The organism is Flavobacterium sp. CAN_S2 (assembly GCF_015752255.1).
In the GTDB taxonomy this organism is placed as follows: Bacteria; Bacteroidota; Bacteroidia; order Flavobacteriales; family Flavobacteriaceae; genus Flavobacterium.
The window spans coordinates 324,484-341,605 of record NZ_JADOVA010000005.1 but is presented as its reverse complement, the minus strand read 5'-3'; the positions used below and the strand labels follow the sequence as shown (position 1 = coordinate 341,605).

The following is a 17,122-nucleotide window of genomic DNA, read 5'->3' as shown; positions in this document are numbered from 1 at the left end:
TTTAGAATCTAAACATATTTTATAAAAATACCACATGAAAAAAATACTTTTTATTTTTGGTTTTTTGACCTTTATTGGTTGCAAAACGCAGGATACAAAATCCACTATTATAACTGAAAAACCAGTTCAAAATACTTTTTTCACGGTTGCTTTCGGTTCTTGCGACGACCAGAAAATTAAGAATGAACTTTGGTCAGCGATAGCTGAAAATCATCCGTCTGTTTGGATTTGGGGAGGTGATAATGTCTATTCGGATACTGAGGATATGCAGGTTCTTAAAAAAAATTATGAAATTCAGAAACAGGATGTTGAATATCTAAAATTTATAAAAAACAAAATCGTTCTTGGAACTTGGGACGATCATGATTTTGGCGCAAATGACGGCGGAGAAGAATATCCTTTTAAAAGAGAAAGTCAACAGCTTTTGTTGGATTTTTTAGGCAATGTAAAAAATGATCCTGAGCGAAAAAGAGATGGCGTTTACACTGCCAAAACTATTGACGTAAATGGAAATAAAGTCAAAATAATTGTATTGGATACCCGTTTTTTTAGAACTAAACTAACGAAAGCTACCGATTCTAAAAAACGTTTTCAACTCAATAAATACGGTGAAGGAACGGTGTTAGGAAATGCACAGTGGGAATGGTTGGAAAAAGAACTTCAAACTTCTGATGCACAATTTAATGTAATTGTCAGCAGTATTCAATTCCTTTCCGATAAACACGGTTTTGAAGCTTGGGGAAATTTCCCTCATGAGATTGAAAAATTGGAGCAATTAATCGTTTCTACCAAAGCGAAAGGTACTTTTATAATCTCCGGTGATCGCCATATCGCTACATTTTCTTCCAAAAAGGTAATTGGTTTGTCGTATCCTTTAATTGATTTTACTTCAAGCGGATTAACGCATACCTACGCTTCTTTTTCAGGTGAAGAAAATCCTTATGTGAAAGGTGAAGTTATCAAAGATATTAATTTTGGGTTGTTGAAGTTTGATTTTGAAAACAACAAGGTAATCATGGAAATAAGGGGAAAACGAAATAAGCTGTTGCAAGAACATGTCCAAATCTATCCTGAAAAATAAATTTTATGAATTTTATTTCTAAATTTTAAAGTTTATTTTTGTCCAAAGTACATTTACTATGAAAAAACAATTCTGTCTTATTTTTATCTCTTTCGTTATTTTTAATGGATCAAAAGCGCAAGGACTTTTGGAAAAAAAAGAGGAAATATTCACTAAACAAGATACTTTGCGAGGGAGTATCACCAAAGAAAGAGCGTGGTGGGACGTGAAAAACTACCATCTTGATATAAAAGTAAATCCTGTAGATAGCACTATTTCAGGTTCCAACACTATAAAATATCAAGTTGTTCAGGAATACAATACTATGCAAATTGATTTGCAAAATCCAATGCAAATTTATAAAGTAATTCAAAATGGTAAGGTTTTAAAATACACCAGAGAAGGAAATGCTTTTTTTGTCGAATTAATTGCTCCTCAAACCAAAGGTGCTGTAAAAGAACTGACAGTTTTTTACGGAGGTAAACCAAAAGTTGCTGTAAATCCGCCTTGGGACGGAGGAATAACTTGGAAAAAAGACGTTAATGGAACTCCTTTTATTGCATCTTCCTGTCAAGGATTGGGAGCCAGTGTTTGGTGGCCGAACAAAGATCACATGTATGACGAAGTGGAAAATATGTTGATTAGTGTCAATGTTCCAAAAAAATTGACTAATGTTTCTAATGGACGTTTGCTAAGTGTCAAGCAATTAAAGGATGGAACCAAAACCTACAATTGGTATGTTTCTAATCCAATTAATAATTATGGCGTAAATATAAACATAGGCGATTATGTTTCATTTTCAGAAAAGTATAAAGGAGAAAAAGGCGACTTAGATTGTACCTATTACGTTTTACGAGACAATTTGGCGAAAGCCAAAAAACAATTTCAGGATGTCCCAAAGATGTTGAAAGCTTTTGAACACTGGTTTGGACCATATCCATTTTATGAAGACAGTTATAAATTAGTTGAAGCTCCGTATTTAGGAATGGAACATCAAAGTTCAGTGACCTATGGAAATAAATTTCAAAACGGATATTTAGGACGTGATTTAAGTGGAACGGGTTGGGGATTAAAATTTGATTTTATCATTATCCATGAATCTGGACATGAATGGTTTGCTAATAATATTACGTATAAAGATATTGCTGATATGTGGATTCACGAGAGTTTCACCAATTATTCTGAAAGTCTTTTTCTTGAATATTATTATGGTAAAGAAGCAGGATTTGAGTACGTAAGAGGAACAAGAAAAAACATTGATAATGACAAACCAATAATCGGAAACTATGATGTTAACAATGAAGGTTCAGGCGATATGTATCCAAAAGGTGCAAATATGCTGCATACTATACGTCAATTGGTAAATGATGATGAAAAATGGAGAGGAATATTGAGAGGCTTGAACAGTACTTTTTATCATCAAACGGTAACCACAAAACAAATTGAAGATTATTTGAGTCAGCAAGTTGGAATCGATTTATCAAGTGTTTTTAATCAGTATTTAAGAGATACCAGAATTCCAACGTTAGAATATTTTTTCAAGGATAACAAACTTGGATATCGATGGACGAATTGTGTTGATGGATTTAATATGCCTGTTAAAGTAACGCTGAATGGAAAAGAAGAATTACTTCAACCAGAAATTGAGTGGAAGCTTGATCCAGCAAATACTCAAAATTCAATACTGGAAATAGATAAAAACTTTTATGTAGCCAGTTTTAATATTACCGAGTAAGTTTCAGAATAAATTTTAAAAAAAGGGATACAATAAGTATCCCTTTTTTTATTCTATTTTTGTAAAAATATTTAGATCAAGTTTTTCTTAATGTAATTAAAACTTGCTGCAGCAGATTCTATTGGATTTGGTTTATAGTTGGATTCGTGCTCCAAAAAGAAACGTTTCATTCCAGATAGTTTAGCTTCTGCAAAAATCGATTTGAAATCAATAGTTCCCGTTCCTATTTCAGCATTCCAATCTGGATTTACTTTATCCATATCTTTTACGTGCCACATTGTGAAACGTCCTGGATATTTTTTGAATAATTGTAATGGATCATTTCCAGAACGAACTACCCAATATAAATCCAATTCAAAATCAACTAAATTTTTATCAGTTTCATTTAATAAAATCTCATATCCATTAGTTGAACCAAATTTTGTAAATTCAAAATCATGATTGTGATATGCTAATTTTAAGCCGCCAGCTTTGCAAAGTTCACCCACTTTATTGATTTGTAATGCTAATTTTTTATAGGCATCACCTGTAGTTCCTCTCAATTCGGAAACTATGTAAGGTACTGTTACGTATTCGCTACCTAATAAATTGGCCGTTTCTATGTAATTTTGAACTAAATCTGTAGAACCATCTTTGATCATCGAATTAAAATCGAAGTGATTACTTGTAGCTTTTAAATCGTTATCATCCAATATCATTTTAAAATCACGAACTGAAGTTCCAAAAAAACCTTTATCAGCTGAGTAACCAAAAGTTTCTACTTCACAAAATCCAGCTTTAGCAACTTGGGACAAAACTCCTTTGACATCTTTTGGTAATGTATCTCGTAATGTCCATAACTGAATTCCGATAGCTCTCTTTTTTGATTCAAATGCAAATGAAGGAGCAATGGCTAATGCGCCTAAAGCTAAACCAGTATTTATTAAAAATTCTCTTCTTTTTATCATGGGTTATTTTTTAGATTAGTTAAATATCACAAATTGCAATGGCCTGTTTCAATGAAGCTAGTTTGTCTGGGTTTTTAGGAATAAATTCTTGTCCTACAAAACCTTTAAAACCAGTTTTTGCAATTGCTTTCATAATTGCAGCATAATTTAATTCTTGTGTGTCATCAATTTCATTACGTCCAGGAACTCCGGCCGTATGATAATGAGCAATATATTGATGATTGTCTCTTATATTTCTAATCACATCGCCTTCATCAATTTGCATGTGATAAATATCATAAAGTAATTTAAAGTTTTCGGAGTTTAAACGTTTTGCTAATTCTACTCCCCATGATGTTCGGTCACATTGATAATCTTTATGGTCAATTTTGCTGTTTAACAATTCCATTACTAAAACCACATTATGCTTTTCAGCAAGTGGAAGCAGTTTCTTTAAACCAACAACGCAATTATTCCAACCTTCCTCATCTGTTATTGCTCTTCTGCTTCCGCTAAAGCAAATTAGATTTTTATAACCGGCTTTTGCCACGAGCGGAATCATTTCTGTATAATTTTTTAGGAGTTTTTCGTGGAATTTCAAATCATTAAAACCATCCACTAAATTAATCTCAGCACCATTGCACATTGTAGAAACTAAATCATATTTTTTCAATGTGGGCCAAGAAGCTGGACCTACTAAATCAATACCGGCAATTCCAATTTTCTTAGCTTCAATGCACAATGTATCCAAATCAAGACTATCAAAACACCAGCGAGAAACGGAATGATTAATATTTCCTTTCAGTAAACCTACAGGAATTTCTGAATCATTTTTTGGCAAAGCCAAAGCAGAAAGTCCAGATGGAATTCCTAAAACAGCTGTTCCAGCTAATATTCCTTTTATGGCAGATCTTCTATTTACGTTAGTACTCATTTTTTATTTTTATACAGCAGAAGAAATTTCTTTTGCTTTGTTTTTATCATTGAATAAAAGAGCAAAAAGTAGGAACACAACGATAGCTATTCCAGCAGGAATAATCCATACCATTTGCCAGTTTACAGCACCGTCAGCCATTTTGTAATTGTCTGTTATCCAGCCTGCAACAGCAAAACCAATTAACATTCCAACGCCGTAAGTGGCTAAAGTGATCAAACCCTGAGCAGCACTTTTGTATTTTTCTCCAGCTTTTGAATTAGTGTAAATTTGACCTGAAACAAAAAAGAAATCATAACAAATACCGTGCAACGCAATACCTATAATCAACATGAAACTTAAATCATCTCCATTTCCATAGGCGAATAAAACATAACGTATAGCCCATGCTAACATCCCGATTAAAATCGTTTTTTTGAAACCAAAACGAGTAAAAAATACGGGAATTAATAATAAGAATAAGGCTTCGGATATTTGACCAATGGCCATTTTCCCTGTAGGATTTTCAACTCCAACTTCCGTTAAAAAGAGGTTTGCATTTTGATAATAAAAAGCAAGAGGAATACAAATTAGAATTGACGAAACAAAAAAGATGGCGAAGTTCTTGTCTTTTAATAATTTTAAAGCATCTAGACCTATGATATCTCCGATTTTTATTTTTTCATCACTTACTTTTGGTGGTGTTTTTGGTAATGAAAAACTAAACAAACCTAATATAAATGCAGCAATTCCAGCTAATAAAAAGGTGTTTTTAAGTAAACCTGAACTTATTCCTTCAGCAGAATCCCAATGAAAGAAATAACTGATTGATAAACCTGCAATAATCCAACCAATAGTTCCCCAAACTCTAATATTAGCAAACTCTTTCTCCGGATCTTTCATTTGATTAAAAGAAACTGAATTTACTAATGCTAATGTTGGCATATATAAAATCATATAACTTAAAACGTAAGTGTAGAACATTCCAACGTCTACTGATTGATACATTTGGTACATCAAAAATGCACCGATAAGATGAAGTATTCCTAAAATTTTCTCCGCATTAAAATATCGGTCGGCTATTAATCCTATAATGAAAGGAGCAATAATAGCACCCCATGATTGTGTCGAAAAAACGGCAGCAGTTTCTGAACCTGATGCTTTTAAATTATTTCCCAGAAATGTTCCAAGAGTTACAAACCATGCGCCCCAGATAAAAAATTCAAGGAACATCATTATGGATAATTTAATTCGGGTAGTACTATTCATTGGTTGGTTGGTTTTTTATTTTTTGGTTTTGGTTATTTTTAATTTTCAAATATTAATTACATTCCGGCTTCACATCCAGTTGTAATTTTCATGGTATTCCATTCTTTAATCATGATGTTTCTGAACCAAACATTATCTCCATGATCTTGCAGTGCAATTTTACCTTTTTTGAATGCTGCAAAACCTGGCCAAGTAGCGAATTTACTTCCAGCTACTATAGTTTTAAAATTATCATCCCAAAGTGTTGTTTCAACTACTTTTACACCATTCAATAACATAGTCAGTTTTCCGAATTTACAAACAATATCAACAGAATTCCATTCTCCAACCGGTTTTACGGGTTCTGATGTACTTTTGATTAAATCATATAAATCTCCAGCTCTGTGTTTTTCAATTTTAGCATCTGGATGGCCATTATTGTCCAATACTTGCATTTCTAAACCAGTTTCATAAGTGTTTTTGAATTTTGTTAAATCCTCATTCACATAAAAAATGATACCACTATTGGCATTTGCTGCAACTTTCCATTCTAATTTCAAATGAAAATTCTCGTATTCTACATCAGTTACCAAATCGCCTCCTTGTCCATTTTGTGCAGCAGTTGGATCAAAATGCAAGGTGCCTTCTTCAACTTTCCAACCAGAACCAGCCGTTTTTTTTCCGTAGGTGTGCCATCCCGTTGTTGATTGTCCGTCAAATATTGATTTAAATCCTTTTGGTACGGGCGCTTGTTGCGCATTTGCAGTTTGAATCAATATCATTACAATTAATGAAGTACAAATATTTTTAATCATTTTTAAATTTTTGAATTAATAATTAATCTTGCTTATAAAGTTAAAGCTTTCCAACCTTGACGATAATCACGTTTCACAAATTGATTTACTTCATCAAAATTTGTAATTCTCATGGCGTCATTATCCCATAATAATTTTGCAGAACGTCCTGGATACACCTCTTCTCCAAGCTCTTCTCGCATGACATCGTATCCTCTGATTGCAAGATTTGCCATCAACAAAGCTTCAGTTAAAGGTCCGGCAATTTCAAAAGGAGAACTTAATTCTTTTTTCCCGTAACCTGCAATTGCGGCTTCAACCCATTGTCTGTAATGACCTTCGGCGCCATCTTTTACTCTGTTATATTTTTGAGCAACTTTGAGATTTTCATTTTTGCTAAGAGGAAGCAAACGAGGATTTAAACCATACGTATCACACATCATTTTACCTTTAGTTCCTGTGAATAATGTTCCATTTCCACCATCTCCAAAAATTTCATTAGGTCCTAATTCAGAAGGTCTTTCAGGTTGAATTCCTCCATCCATCCAGTGTACTGCTATGTCACCGTTTGTTTTTTCCGTTTTTGGAAAAGTTAAGGTTACGTGACTTGAAGGAGGACAACTCTCAGGGAAATACCCTCTTTGAAACTCATCTACATAAACAGAACCTACGCTACATTGAACATCTTTTGCATATTTTAAGTTCAATACACTAAAAGGAGCTTCTAATAAATGGCAACCCATATCTCCTAAAGCACCAGTACCGTAATCCCACCAACCGCGCCAGTTGAAAGGCACTAATTTGTTTACATAGTCTTTATAAGGAGCAGTTCCTAACCATAAATCCCAATCTAATTCTTTTGGAATATCGGCTTTATTGGCTGACCAAGGAATACCTTGAGGCCACACCGGACGGTCTGTCCAAGCATGAATTGTGTGAACATCTCCAATTAAACCGGCTTCATACCATTCTTTCATTATTCTGGTACCATCATTTGAGGCACCTTGATTTCCCATTTGGGTCACTACTTTATATTTTTTTGCAGCTTGAGTCAAAATACGAGCTTCGTAAATATCATGTGCCATAGGTTTTTGAACATAAACATGTTTTCCTAATTGCATAGCGGCAAGGGCTTGAATAGCATGATTATGATCTGGAGTGGAAACAGAAACAGCATCGAAATTTTTATGTTCTTTGTCTAACATTTCACGCCAATCTTTGTAAAATTTAGCTTTAGGGAAAGCATTTACACTTGCAGCAGCTCTTCTGGTATCAACATCACATAAAAATGAAATATCAGCTTTTCCACTGCTGGCAAACATAGCTATATCCGATTTTCCTTTTCCTCCAACGCCAATACTTGCTATTGATAAACGATCACTGGGTGCAACAAATCCTCTACCCAAAACATGGCGAGGAACAATCATAAAAGCTGCAGCTGCTATTGCAGTTGTTTTTATAAAATCACGACGGTTATTTATGATTTTATTTTCGTCTTCTTTTTGTTTCATTTATTTTTAATACGGTTAGTTAATAGAAATAAAAATATTTTGAGAAATGGTTTATTTTAAATAATCTACAGGGATGAAGAATTTACAAACACCTATACTATTATTTTTTCAGCGATAAAATATACTTTGCCATAGAAGTTGCATCATTTTTTTTCAAAGATGCATGCGCTGACATAGGAATTGTTCCCCAAACTCCAGAACCTCCTTTTATGATTTTACCGGATAAATAAGCTACATTTTTATCATTAGAGGGATATTTTTTTGCAATGTCTAAATAGGAGGGACCTATCAGTTTTTTGTCTAATTTATGACATCCAATACAATCCGATTTAGCAATAAGTTTTTCACCTTCTGATGCTTGAAAAACAGTATTTGTTCTTTTCCTGGCTGTAGTATATTTTGTGTCTAAATTATCATTAGAAAATGAGGTTAAGCCAATTAAAGCAACCCCAAAAAGCAAATATTTTAATTTCATTTTCATTTCAATTTAAGTTTTATAATCCTAAGTTTTTTCTATTAAAAGCTTTATTCGTTTCCACAGCAGCAAAATCATCAAATGCTTTGTCGGTAACTTTTATAATATGATTTTTTATAAATTCGGCACCTTCTCGTGCTCCATCTTCTTGGTTTTTAATGCAACATTCCCATTCCATAACTGCCCAACCCTTGAAATCGTATTGTGCCAGTTTGCTGAAAATAGTTTTAAAATCAATTTGGCCATCTCCGGGAGAGCGATAACGCCCGGCACGGTTTACCCAACTTTGATATCCTCCAAAAGTTCCTTGCTTTCCTGTTGGATTAAACTCGGCATCCTTTACGTGAAATGCTTTGATTCTTTCATGATAAAAATCAATGTATTGAATGTAGTCTAACTGTTGTAATACAAAATGTGATGGATCATACAACAAGCAAGCTCTGGAATGGTTATTTACAGCCTTCAAAAACATTTCATAAGTTTCCCCATCAAACAAATCTTCTCCTGGGTGAATTTCATAACAAAGATCGATCCCATTTTGATCAAACTCATTTAAAATTGGCAACCAACGCTTTGCCAATTCAGCAAAACCGTCTTCTACTAAGCCCGGAGGTCGTTGTGGCCAAGGGTGAAAATATTGCCAAAGCAATGAACCACTAAAAGTTGCGTGTGCATTTAATCCTAAATTTTGGGATGCTTTTGCAGCATAATTCAATTGTTGAACGGCCCATTCTTGTCTTGCTTTTGGTTTCCCATGAACATTTTTCGGTGCAAAAGCATCAAAAAAATCATCGTAAGCAGGATGAACAGCTACTAACTGACCTTGCAAATGAGTTGATAATTCAGTAATTTCTAATCCGTAAGAAGCAATTGTACCTTTAAGTTCCTCTGCGTAGGTTTTGCTTTCTGCAGCCTTTTGCAAATCAATAAATCGAGTATCTAATGTTGGCATTTGGATACCTTTAAAACCTAAATCAGCTGCCCACTTACAAATTCCGTCTAAGGAATTAAAAGGAGCTTCATCACTGATAAATTGTGCTAAAAATACTGCAGGACCTTGTATTGTTGTCATATTATATTTTGTCTAAAACTTTTATGAATTCCTAATTTATTATAAAACATAAGGAGTCCATTTTTTATCCGATTGAGATGATGCTACTACATTATCTATAAATGCCATTCCTCTAACTCCATCTTCTACAGAAGGGAAGTCTAGCATTTCAGGAGTAGGTTCGATACCATCTAATTTACAGCCAACTGTTAAAGCAAAGTTGCGATAAATATTAGCAAATGCTTCTAAATAACCTTCTGGATGTCCGCCAGGAGTTCGGCAATTATGGGTTGTAAAAGATGATAAATGGCTATAATTAGATCCAGCTCTTAAAATTTGCGCTGGTTCATTTAGCCATCTAACCGTTAAAGTGTTTGGATCATGTTGAAACCATTCGATTCCACCTTTTTCACCATAAACTCTGATTTTTAAGGCATTTTCTTCTCCAGCTGCAACTTGTGATGCTATTAAAACTCCTTTAGCTCCATTGTCAAATTTTAATAATACAGCGCCATCATCATCCATCAAACGACCTTCAACTAAGGTGTTTAATTCTGCACAAACATCGGTAATTTTAGCACCAGTAATATATTCAGCTAAATGCGAGGCATGAGTTCCAATATCGCCCATTACAGAACTTTTTCCAGATTTTTTAGGATCCGTTCTCCAAGCTGCTTGCGCGTTTCCTTCTCTCTCTGAGAGTGTGCTCAGCCAACCTTGAGGATATTCAACCAAAACTTTTCTAATCTTACCCAGTTTACCTTCACGAATCATTGCTTTCGCTTGTTTGACCATTGGATAACCAGAGTAGGTATGCGTTAGACAAAGAATTAGTCCTGTTTCTTCTACTTTTTCTTTCAATAGTTTTGCTTCTTCCAATGAAAAAGTCATAGGTTTTTCAATTACAACATTAAAACCATGTTCTAAAGCCATCATTGCAGGTGCAAAATGTGCAAAATTTGGAGTAACTATAGTAACAAAATCTATTTTTTCATCAGCTGGCAATGCCGCTTCTGCTTTAATCATTTCTTCATAAGTCAAATATATTCTTGATTCAGGAAGAAATAAAGCCTTTCCGGATGCAAGAGCAGTTTCTGGTTTTATGCTTAATGCTCCACAACTTAATTCTATAAGTCCATCCATATTGGCGGCTAAGCGGTGAATTGCACCTATAAAGGCATCTTGACCACCACCAACCATTCCCATTCTTAATTTTCTCATAATGATAAACCTAAATATTTCCTTTTTTTAATTCTTTTACTGCATAATCACATGCACGAGCCGTTAAAGCCATAAATGTTAATGATGGATTTTGACAAGCGATAGAAGGCATGCAAGAACCATCAGTAACAAAAACATTACTTACTTCATGCATTTGATTCCATTTATTTAAAACCGAATCCTTAGGATCGTTCCCCATTCTGGCAGTACCCATTTCGTGTATAGCCATTCCTGGATAACAATCGTTATCGTATGTTTTTACATTTTTGATTCCAGACGCTTCAAGCATTTCAGCAGCATCATTCATCATATCTTCTCGCATTTTAGCTTCATTCTCTTTGTATTCGCAATCAATAGCCAAAACAGGTTGTCCCCATTTATCTTTTTTGTTGTGATCGATATACACTTTGTTTTCATAATAAGGTAACATTTCTCCAAATCCACCCAATCCCATGCTCCAAGAATCAGCAGGTAATGACATGGTAGCTTTAAAGTTTTCACCAAAAGCTAATTCGGCAACTTCTTTATGCCATAATCCTCTGCTGGCACCACCTTGATATCCAAAACCTCTTAAATAATCTCTTTTATCATTTCCAACATTTTGATACCTTGGAATATAAATTCCGTTGGCTCTTCTTCCGTAGGTATATTTATCTTCAAAACCTTCAGCACTTCCTTCAGCACCGCAACGGAAATGATGATCCATTAGATTATGTCCTAATTGACCACTAGCGTTACCCATCCCATTTGGATGTGCCTCTGAAGTAGAATTCAATAATATAAATGTTGATCCTAAGGTTGAACCATTTACAAAAACAATTTTGGCATAAAACTCCATAGTTTCATTTGTTTCTGCATCAATAACCATTACTCCCTTTGCCTTTTTTGTATCTTTATCATAAATGATATGATTCACGATAGAGTAGGGTCTCACAGTCAGTCTATTTGTTGCCATAGCAGCAGGCAATGTTGATGATTGTGTGCTGAAATATGCTCCAAACGGACAACCACGGCTACATAAATTTCTATATTGACAACTACCACGTCCTTTATGAGGTACAGTCAAGTTTGCTGTACGGCCAATAGTAAGAATTCGTGTTCTGTTATAATGTTTTTCTAATCTTTCTTTAACTGATTTTTCTACACAATTTAAATCCATTGGAGGCAAAAATTTACCATCCGGCAATAATGGCCAGTTTTCTGCTTGTCCACTGATTCCTGCAAATTTCTCTACGTAATCATACCATTTAGTAAGGTCTTTATAACGAATAGGCCAGTCATTACCATGACCATCTTTCGCATTATCCTCAAAATTATGGTCACTAAAACGGTAACTTTGACGACCCCACATTAACGATTTTCCACCCACATGAAAACCTCTGTACCAGTCAAAACGTTTGTCTTCAGTGTATGGACATTCTAAATCATTCACCCACCATTTTTCGGTAGCTTCATTGTATGGATAATCTCTTGTTTGAACTGGATGTGTTCGTTTTTGTTCTTCTGTAAGTTTACCTGCATGCTCAAATTCCCATGGAGCTTTCATTGCAGATTCGTAATCTGTAATGTGTTCAATATTCATTCCTCGTTCTAACATCAAAACTTTTAAACCTTTTTCGGTAAGTTCTTTTGCAGCCCAACCACCACTAATTCCTGATCCTATTACAATAGCATCATATGTATTTTCCGCTTTTAAATTGGTATTTATATTCACGTGTAGTATTTTTTATTTAATAAAATAGTTTAAGATAATGGCAATCAATTAATTGGTAGCCCAAGCTTTTTGTCCTGGTGTATAAGTAGCACTTCCATCATAACGTCCTGGAACAGGTAGATATTCGCGCGCTTGTGTACAACCTATTTCAGAAGAGTAATAGCCTAGAAGCGTTAAATCTCTAGCCAATAAAAAGAATGAAGGAGCTCTATTGCTGGCAATTGCCTCATCACGCAATGAAGTCATTAGTTTTTGACGTTCTTCAACTGACATTGACAAGAAATCTTTACCAAAATCTTTAGAACATTGGTATTGCATTGCCTTCAATCCTGAAGCAAAAGTTTCTTGCAGTTTTGCAGGATAACAATCTTTAATCATCATTGGAATAAAAGCACCTAGTCCTGCAGCCTTAGCTCCTGGCGAAGAGGCTGTGGTTGGTATAATGATGTCGGCGAATTCAGCCAAAATTTCTTCATCCGTAGCAGAAAAAGATACATGATTTTTTTCTTGTTCGGGCAAAGTAAAACTTTCAAATAAAACGCCCATAGTAGTTGCTGAGATTGCGCTTCCCATCAAAAACGCAACGCTTTTAAGTGCTTCTCTTCTATTCATTTGCTAATTATTAAAATTGTTGATTATTCTTGAATTATTATAACTATACAATAATAAAGAAAAAAAAAACAGCTTAATTTTTTTTATGTTAAAATATTGAATTATTCCATATTTTTCAAATTATTAAGGGAATCACTTTAATAAATTCATAAAACACTGTCTGGAATCTATTATTACGATAAAAAATATATTTTTGGCAAGCTGGAAATGAAGTATAATCCTTTTTTTTTACCGTTTTTATTTCAAATTAGTAGGTTTTAACTTATAAAATTTTACTCTATTTTCATTTTAAGGATTTTCAATGCGTTAAAATGACATTATCGCCAAAAATTGTACATAAAAAAGAACTATAATTAATGTAGTGAAATTCTGTAATGGTAGAAGCATTAATATTATTGGTCTAAAACCAATTAAAAGTTCAATTTAATAAGTACTAGAAGCAATTATTTAAATGAAAATAAAATGTAAAAAGTTACAAAAATCAGGATTTAAGGAGGTTATTAAGTTGACGAAATCCATTAGAAATAATTCAAAAAATTTCAATTTATCTTAGGCAACATAATTGAATTTCAATTACTTAATACATAGAATATATTACCTTTCAAATAATCCAAGTGTTCCGCCAACCCAATCTTTATCCTGATTGAATTTCACACCTATCATTTCTCCTCGGCTCAAGCGCACTAAGTTGCAGACTAGAGTAGGAGCAGCATCTTCTTTTTTCCAAATACAAAGTACACGAACTTCTGCTTTCACTTTTCCTTCAGGTGACTGTACGATAGGAAGGTAGTTCACCTTTTTTTGAAGAATATAAAGCTCTTTTTCAACTACAGCTTCGATATCTTCTTTTGTAACATGAAAAATAACGCCTGTTCCTGAAAATGAAAATAGTGGTTTTAGAACATAGTTTTCTAAGTCCTTGGGAATTTCCTTTAGTTCGCTTAAAAGAGTAGTTTCAATAAAGTATTTCCCTTTTAAAAGAGGTAAAATAAATTTACTGATTCTGAAAAACCAATTAGGGTGTCCTGCCCATTCCACATCAAGTTCATCAGAAAAATGGAAATTTAACTTCAAATCAGTTCGCAAATCCAATTCATCAAAAATAACCCGATTATAAATTCTTTTAACGAGAATTTCATTTCCAGTGGCATTTCTATAAAATAATTGTTTGCCCTTTTTTATTAAGTCAGTAACGCATACAATTGGAATCCCGATATCTCTTTTGCAATAATAAAAATCAATCTTGGTATTTTGTTTTTCAGGTTCTATTTCAAGCAGAATAACATTTTCTTTTGGATGATGATTACAAATTACTTCCTCTAAAATATTCAAATATTCTTGCGGTTCAATGTTGTCTATAAATGGCGTAAATTCACTAAGAAAAGGAAAGTGGTTTTGAAACTTTTGATATAGATTAAACTGATAATTGTACAAAGAAGGAAATCCTTGTACCTCGATTAATTTAGGGATAATTTGACCGTCTTGTTCACAAATTCCAAAATCAATAGCTAAAAAAGTAGTGTGATCATCCTCATTAGGAACTTTATAATTAAGTTCTAATGATTTGTTTGTAAGTGATTTAAAATCATCTTTCTTAATGAAAGCTATAACATCATTACAACCTTCAATCAATTGTTCTTTTAATTCTTTAGAAATAAAAAAAGGAGTTTCAGCTAAGCGAAAAGTAGGCAAATAATTAAAATCGGAAGCAATATCATCTTTGAATTCCTGATATTTCTTTTCTGTAAACTGAGCATTAAATAACTCCCGATATTTTGTAATCATTTGGAATGTTTTAAGTTAGTTAGAGAATGTTTTTTTAGTTTTCATCAAATCATTGATTGCTATTCGAAGAAAATTAGGAATCAAAGTTTCATTTGTTCTGTAAATTTTATCATCATCCAATAAATCTTCCAGCATATTTCTGAATTTCTTTTTACCTTTCATTTCCTTAATTTTTTCCTTCGCTTCTTTATTTCTCAAATGGGAAACAAAGCTTATTGGATCTGCTTCAGGATGAAATTGTGTACCAACAAAATAATCGGTAAAACGAACCGCCATAATCGCACGTTCGTATTGCACATGATCTCTGATTTTTTCTAATGAAATAATCTTGGCACCTTTTTTCGCAAAAACACTTAACTTCGGTTGTACAACTTGATAATCTCTGGAATCAATCGCATAAAAAGGATCTGCTAAACCCTCAAATAAAGGATCTGTTTTCCCTTCATTCGTTTTATGCATCGTCATCACTCCAAAAGAAGTATCATTTCTTTTGGTTACCGTTGCCAGTCCAAAATGCAGACAGGCCATTTGAAAAGAATGACAAATAAACAAAACATGTTTTTTAACCGGGTTTTCAGCATTCCATTTGTTCAGCGAATCAATAAATTCATAGTATTTTACATCCCAATTACCATCACCAATTAAAGGGTTTCCGGGACCACCAGTAGAAATATAAATATCAAACGATTTTATATCAGGTAACTCGCTTTTTAGCCGAACATCAAATATTTTAAAACTCAGCACCGGACTAAATCTATTGATAATTTCAATAATACAGCGCATTCCCTGATTAGGTTCGCCGTTGTACATATCTAAAAGGGCTATTTTTATGATTTTATTGGACATAATCTATTTTTAAAAACAATGTGCAAAGGTAACTTATATTTTATGACGGCCGGCAAAACATATTAAGCGTTTTATTTTTATAATCCTTTTGTAAATTCACCAGTTATAAAGTCAACCACTCTGGACAAATCTTCCGTTTCTTGAAAAATTGCGAGTTGCTTATCAGCTCCAGTTCCGTTTTTCAGAATTTCATGAACGTAATTTATATCGGAACGACTTCCCAATTCGTCAACAACATCATCAATAAAATCAAGCAATTCTAGAATTAGCATTTTAGTTTCGACTTCTTTTTGCAAACCAAAATCAATCATGTTGTTTTCAATTCCGTAACGTGCCGCACGAAATTTATTTTCTTTTATCAAAGCCAGTCTGTACACATTAAAACTGGTATTATTCATATTCAATTTATAGAGTTTGGCAACAATTGCTTGAATAATTGCGACAATACAAATGGTTTCATCTACTGTCAATGACATATCGCAAATCCGGAACTCAATCGTGTTGTAAAAAGGATGTAATCGTAAATCCCACCAAATTTTCTTCGGGTTATCAATGCAATTCGTCTTTACCAAAGTTTCCAGATAATTATCATACGAACTAACCGAATCAAAATATTCCGGCAAGCCCGTCCTTGGAAATTTATCAAAAACCTTTGTTCTAAAGGATTTATAACCCGTTTGTCTTCCTTCCCAAAAAGGGGAATTAGTCGAAAGCGCAAAGATATGCGGCAGGAAATAAGTGGCCTGATTCATCAATTGTAAACCAATTTCACGATTTTCAATACCTACATGACAATGCATTCCAAAAATCAAATTAGAACGCGCCGCATCCTGCAATTCATTTACAATATCGTGGTATCGCGGATCGTCCGTAATGGGCTGGTCCTGCCATTTTGAAAACGGATGCGTTCCGGCGCCGCCCACAATAAGATCTTGTTTGTCTGCTAATTCAACGATTTTAGAACGTAAAAAACGAATCTCATTTCTGGCATCATTTACATTATTGCAAATATTAGTGCCTACTTCAACCACAGATTGATGCATTTCAGCCTTAACCTGCTCATTCAAAATTATCTTTGCACCATCCACAATTTTGGATAAATGCGACCGCAAATCTCTAGTTACAGGATCTATAATTTGATATTCTTCTTCGACACCAAGTGTAAAAACAGGTAATTTCTTTAACATAATTATTTTTTTAGTGTTCAGTCGCAGTCGCAGTTTTCAGTCTG

Annotated in this window: 15 protein-coding genes; 2 read left to right on the top strand and 13 right to left on the bottom strand. The window is 33.7% G+C overall.

The annotated features are described in order from the left end of the window. Positions 1-34 precede the first annotated feature (34 nt). Positions 35-1,081 carry an alkaline phosphatase D family protein gene (locus tag IWX80_RS15345; protein WP_196854199.1) on the top strand — a complete coding sequence of 349 codons (1,047 nt, stop codon included), beginning with the start codon at positions 35-37 and terminating at the stop codon, positions 1,079-1,081. Positions 1,082-1,139: 58 nt separating this feature from the next. Then, positions 1,140-2,795, top strand: a complete 1,656-nt coding sequence (locus IWX80_RS15340; protein ID WP_196854198.1) for a M1 family metallopeptidase — start codon at positions 1,140-1,142, stop codon at positions 2,793-2,795. Between the two features lie 71 nt (positions 2,796-2,866). Here IWX80_RS15340 and IWX80_RS15335 read toward each other — a convergent pair whose 3' ends face one another. From IWX80_RS15335 to IWX80_RS15275, 13 genes are all read right to left on the bottom strand, one after another. Then, complete coding sequence (locus IWX80_RS15335; RefSeq protein ID WP_196854197.1) at positions 2,867-3,742, bottom strand: sugar phosphate isomerase/epimerase family protein; 876 nt, start codon at positions 3,740-3,742, stop codon at positions 2,867-2,869. A 19-nt stretch (positions 3,743-3,761) separates the two neighbouring features. After that, positions 3,762-4,655, bottom strand: a complete 894-nt coding sequence (locus IWX80_RS15330) for a hydroxypyruvate isomerase family protein (protein WP_196854196.1) — start codon at positions 4,653-4,655, stop codon at positions 3,762-3,764. 9 nt (positions 4,656-4,664) lie between these two features. Beyond that, positions 4,665-5,903 carry a nucleoside permease gene (locus IWX80_RS15325; RefSeq protein ID WP_196854195.1) on the bottom strand — a complete coding sequence of 413 codons (1,239 nt, stop codon included), beginning with the start codon at positions 5,901-5,903 and terminating at the stop codon, positions 4,665-4,667. A gap of 56 nt (positions 5,904-5,959) precedes the next feature. After that, positions 5,960-6,697: a 3-keto-disaccharide hydrolase gene (locus tag IWX80_RS15320; RefSeq protein ID WP_196854194.1), complete on the bottom strand. Its 738-nt coding sequence runs from the start codon at positions 6,695-6,697 to the stop codon at positions 5,960-5,962. 32 nt (positions 6,698-6,729) lie between these two features. Beyond that, positions 6,730-8,187: a Gfo/Idh/MocA family protein gene (locus IWX80_RS15315; RefSeq protein WP_165151216.1), complete on the bottom strand. Its 1,458-nt coding sequence runs from the start codon at positions 8,185-8,187 to the stop codon at positions 6,730-6,732. A gap of 100 nt (positions 8,188-8,287) precedes the next feature. Then, complete coding sequence (locus IWX80_RS15310) at positions 8,288-8,662, bottom strand: c-type cytochrome (RefSeq protein WP_196854193.1); 375 nt, start codon at positions 8,660-8,662, stop codon at positions 8,288-8,290. Between the two features lie 19 nt (positions 8,663-8,681). Further along, positions 8,682-9,734, bottom strand: coding sequence for a sugar phosphate isomerase/epimerase family protein (locus IWX80_RS15305; RefSeq protein ID WP_196854192.1), 1,053 nt, complete (start codon positions 9,732-9,734; stop codon positions 8,682-8,684). Between the two features lie 39 nt (positions 9,735-9,773). After that, on the bottom strand, positions 9,774-10,934 hold the full coding sequence (locus IWX80_RS15300; protein WP_334682374.1) for a Gfo/Idh/MocA family protein: 1,161 nt from the start codon (positions 10,932-10,934) through the stop codon (positions 9,774-9,776). A 10-nt stretch (positions 10,935-10,944) separates the two neighbouring features. Then, positions 10,945-12,648 carry a GMC oxidoreductase gene (locus tag IWX80_RS15295; RefSeq protein WP_196854191.1) on the bottom strand — a complete coding sequence of 568 codons (1,704 nt, stop codon included), beginning with the start codon at positions 12,646-12,648 and terminating at the stop codon, positions 10,945-10,947. 48 nt (positions 12,649-12,696) lie between these two features. Further along, a complete protein-coding gene (locus IWX80_RS15290) occupies positions 12,697-13,260 on the bottom strand; it encodes a gluconate 2-dehydrogenase subunit 3 family protein (protein ID WP_196854190.1) in 564 nt (187 codons plus the stop codon). Positions 13,261-13,854: 594 nt separating this feature from the next. Beyond that, complete coding sequence (locus tag IWX80_RS15285; RefSeq protein WP_196854189.1) at positions 13,855-15,045, bottom strand: hypothetical protein; 1,191 nt, start codon at positions 15,043-15,045, stop codon at positions 13,855-13,857. Between the two features lie 15 nt (positions 15,046-15,060). Further along, positions 15,061-15,891, bottom strand: coding sequence for a type 1 glutamine amidotransferase (locus IWX80_RS15280; RefSeq protein ID WP_196854188.1), 831 nt, complete (start codon positions 15,889-15,891; stop codon positions 15,061-15,063). Positions 15,892-15,968: 77 nt separating this feature from the next. Continuing rightward, positions 15,969-17,078 (bottom strand): carboxylate-amine ligase, encoded by a 1,110-nt coding sequence (locus IWX80_RS15275; protein ID WP_196854187.1) that lies wholly within the window; start codon positions 17,076-17,078, stop codon positions 15,969-15,971. Positions 17,079-17,122 lie beyond the last annotated feature (44 nt).